The sequence below is a fragment of the Burkholderia sp. Ac-20379 genome, assembly GCF_017104645.1.
Lineage (GTDB): Bacteria > Pseudomonadota > Gammaproteobacteria > Burkholderiales > Burkholderiaceae > Burkholderia.
In genome coordinates this window covers 1-3,620 of sequence record NZ_JAAGPF010000494.1, presented here as the reverse complement: position 1 = coordinate 3,620, position 3,620 = coordinate 1, and the positions used below count along the sequence as shown (strand labels likewise).

General features: G+C 68.8%; 5 protein-coding genes. All 5 read right to left on the bottom strand.

Translation table 11 applies throughout. The features are described 5' to 3' along the window. Positions 1-5: 5 nt before the first annotated feature. The gene (locus G3N92_RS31900) at positions 6-1,091 is read right to left on the bottom strand and encodes an OmpA family protein (RefSeq protein ID WP_206131522.1); all 1,086 of its coding nucleotides are present in this window, start codon (positions 1,089-1,091) and stop codon (positions 6-8) included. After that, positions 1,088-1,957 (bottom strand): flagellar motor stator protein MotA, encoded by an 870-nt coding sequence (motA, locus tag G3N92_RS31895; RefSeq protein ID WP_206131521.1) that lies wholly within the window; start codon positions 1,955-1,957, stop codon positions 1,088-1,090. The genes G3N92_RS31900 and motA overlap by 4 nt, the downstream gene beginning before the upstream one ends. Positions 1,958-1,984: 27 nt before the next feature. Then, positions 1,985-2,704 carry a FliA/WhiG family RNA polymerase sigma factor gene (locus tag G3N92_RS31890; RefSeq protein WP_206131520.1) on the bottom strand — a complete coding sequence of 240 codons (720 nt, stop codon included), beginning with the start codon at positions 2,702-2,704 and terminating at the stop codon, positions 1,985-1,987. 9 nt (positions 2,705-2,713) lie between these two features. Next, positions 2,714-3,193, bottom strand: coding sequence for a flagellar basal body-associated FliL family protein (locus G3N92_RS31885; RefSeq protein WP_206131519.1), 480 nt, complete (start codon positions 3,191-3,193; stop codon positions 2,714-2,716). Positions 3,194-3,218: 25 nt separating this feature from the next. Then, the coding region (locus G3N92_RS31880; protein WP_206131518.1) for a flagellar hook-length control protein FliK at positions 3,219-3,620 on the bottom strand (402 nt) is incomplete at its 5' end.

The window sequence follows — 3,620 nt, the reverse complement described above, 5'->3', positions numbered from 1 at the left end:
ATCGATTAAATCCCGGGCGACGTCGCCTGCCCGCCGGCTGGATGCGGCCCGGGTCGCGTGTCCGAGCGCGCGTCCGAGCGCGGTGCCGTCGACCGCGACAGCGCCTCGGTGAACGCCCGCGCGGCCCGCGCGACCTGCGCCGCGAGCAGGCTGCGATCCGTCGCCTGCTGCGACGACACGGCATCGACGCCGGCCGCGATCGGCGCAGCCGCACGCGGCGCGCCGAACATCGCGGCGAGCATCCGCGCGTGGGCGGGCGTGACGATCAGCAGCTCGATGCGGCGGTTCGAGGCGTCGTCCGCATCGCGCGTGATCGGCGCCCGATCGCCCATCCCGATCACCTGCAGAATTTGCCCGGCCGGAAGGCCGCCGCGACGCAGCATCCGCTGCGCGCTCATCGCACGGTCGCTGGACAGATCCCAGTTCGAGCGCGACGTCGCGTCGGTGCCGCGATACGGCACGGCGTCGGTATGGCCGATCACCAGCAGCGGATTGCCGACCGTGCGAAACAGCCCGGCGATCTCGGTCAGCAGCCGGTCGAACGGCGCCGCGACCTGCGCGCTGCCCCGTTCGAACAAGCCCCGCTCGTCGGTGTCGTGCAGCATCACGCGCAGCCCGAACGGCGTCATCATCGAATCGATGTGGCGCTCCAGATGCTCGGCGCGGCCGAGCGCTTCGATCTGCCGCGCGAGTTCGAGCAGCTCGTCGTCGGCCGTCGTCAACGCGGCGTCGGCGTCGGTGCCCGGGTCGCCCGCGGTCTGCAGCCCATGCGACACGGCTTTCGGAACCGGCGTGTCGAGTTCGATCGCGCGGTCGAGCGAGGCGCTCGCGCCATCGAAGAAGCGCACCGACCCCGGGCTCTCCATGCGCCTCTCGATCTGGTCGAGCTTCGCGCGCGTCGACTCCTCGTCGCGCGCGCCAAGCACCCACATCACCAGAAACAGGCACATCAGCGCGAGACAGAAATCCGCGAACGCGACCTTCCATGTGCCGCCGTGATCGTCGTCGTGATGCGCGCGCACCACGCGCTTGACGATCGTGTCGTGACGGTCGCCGCCGCGACGCCGGCCTTCCTCGCGTACGCCGCTCATGTGGCCGCCTCGATCTCGTTGATCCATTCCTCGAGCTGGGCGAAGCTGGGCTTGTTGGTCAACTGCACGAGCCGGCGGCCCGCGTCGATCGCGAGCAGCGGCGGCTTGCCGGCCGCGTATGCGACGAGCGCCACCTTCACGCATTCCATGTCGGAGATCTCGGCGGTCACGATCTGCTTGATCATGTTGCTGAGCGGATCGAGCACGCCGTAGCAGAAGAAAATGCCGATGAACGTGCCGATCATCGCGGCGCCCACCTTCTCGGCGATCTCGCCGGCGGTGGCGCCCTCGTTGACGCTGCCCATCGCGATCACGATGCCGAGCACGGCCGCGACGATCCCGAAGCCCGGCATCGCATCGGAAATCTTCTTCATCGAGCGCGACGGCTGCTCGAGATCGTTCTGCACCGCTTCGAGCTCCTGTTCGAGCACGCCTTCGATCTCGTGCGCGCTGATCTTGCCCATCGCCATCAGCCGGAAGTTGTCGACGATGAACGCGAGCAGCTTCGGCTCCGCGAGCACCAGCGGATAACGCTGGAACAGCGGGCTGTCCTGCGGCGCCTCGACGTGTTCGTCGAGCGCCTTCAGATCGCGGCCGACCTGCAGCAGTTCGTACATCAGACACAGCAACTGGCGCTGGAACACCTTGCCCGCCGTGCGCTTGCGCAACGTGACCGTCTTGCGGAGCTGGATCAGCATTTCCGTGAGCACGTGGCGCGGGTTGCCGAGCACCAGTGCGCCCACGGCCGCGCCGACGATGATCATCAGCTCGACCGGCTGCCAGAGCTTGGCGAAATCGCCGCCCATGAACGTGAAGCCGCCGAAAACGCAGGCCAGCACGATGAGGATGCCGCCTATCTGTTGCATGATCCGTTCCTTGTCAGTCGCGCCGCATCAGCGCGGCGTCAGGTGGGTGCGCATCTTTCGCAACGCCGCCTTGTTGATCTGGCAGACTCGCGCCGCCGTCAGATCGAGCACCGCGGCGATTTCCGCGAGCCCGAGCTCGAATTCGTAATGAAGCTGAACCACGCGCTGCTCGCGCGGATCGAGCGCCAGCAGCGCATGCGTCAGGTCGATCCGGTTCTGCACCTGCGCTTCGGCGCCTTCGTGCGCAAACGCGTCGCCCTGCTGCTCGAACAGTTCGTCGAAGCTCAGGAACGCATCCGCGCAATCGTCGCGCTGCCAGCGCGCGATGGTGTCGGCGTCGGCGTCGAGCGCCTCGGCGAGCTCCGCATCCGTTGGATCGCGCCCCAGCGACGCCCGCAGCGCGCGCTCGCCGGCGCGCAGCCGATGCGCGCCCTGCCGCGCGCCGCGCGGCCGCCAATCCTGGCGACGCAGTTCGTCGAGCATCGCGCCGCGCACGCGCACGGCCGCGAAGTGCTCGAAATCGCCGTCGGGCTCGCCGTAGCGCCGCAGCGCCTCGAGCAGGCCGATCAACCCGATCTGTTCGAGATCCTCGCGCTCCATCGTGCCGCCCGCATGCAGGCTCATCCGCCGAGCAATGCGCGTGACGAGCGGCGTGTGACGCAACAGCCAGCGCTGCTCGTCGTCGCGGCGCTGGAGCGAATCCGCGCGCTGCACGCTCCGGTATTCGAGGCTGGTCGACACGTTCATGGCCAGCGCTCAGTCCACCATCATCTTGCTGATCAGCACGTCCGCGAACGGCAGCGCCTCGGCGGTGCCGTAAGCCTGCACGTAGCCGGCCTTCAGCTTCGCGGCGAGCGCATCGACCGGCGTCTGCCGCACCTGGTTGTCGTCGTAGCCGGCGAGCGTGCGGTAGGCAAGCGCGCGCAGCATCGGCAGTTGCTCGCGCAGCCGCTTTTCCTGCTTCGCGTCCGTCGCGCCGAACACCAGATCCAGCGCCAGGTAATGCGGATGCGCGGCCGGCGTGCGATCGCGCAACATCACGATCAGCCGTTCGAGCGTCACGTAGTGCGACCGGATCACCGTGGTGGCGGGCACGCTCTTGCTTGCCACAGCCGCGCCGGGCGCCTTCGCGCGCGACGCGCCCAGCGGCCAGAGGCCGCCGAGCACGGCGGTCGCCACACCTGCCGCGACGGCTGCGGCCAGCACGATCGCGATCACAATCAGATTCCGTTTCATTCCGGTTTGACTCCTGATACATCGCTCAACGCGATGCGAATTCCAATGCCTGACCCGCCTCGGCATCGCTCAACGCCCGGCCCGGCGAGCGCGCGTCGCGCCGCTGCGGATCGCGGCCTTCGCCTTGACCCTGGCCGCCGGCGCCCGGCTCGCGGCTACCGCCGCGATGCGCCGCGACCTGCACGCTGACTTCGGTGTACTGGCGGCCCGCGAGGTCCTGGCGCAAGCTCTCGGAGATCGTCTGCAACTGCCGTGCGACATCTGCATGGCTCGCGGACAACTGCACGCTGATCGCGCCCGCCTCGTGGCGCAGATCGATCACGACGCTGCCAGCCAGATGCGGATCGAGCCGGATCACCGCGCGCTGCAGGCCCAGTGCCGCCTGCATGTGGATGCGATCGCCGAGCGCGCTCAACAGCGCGCGTTG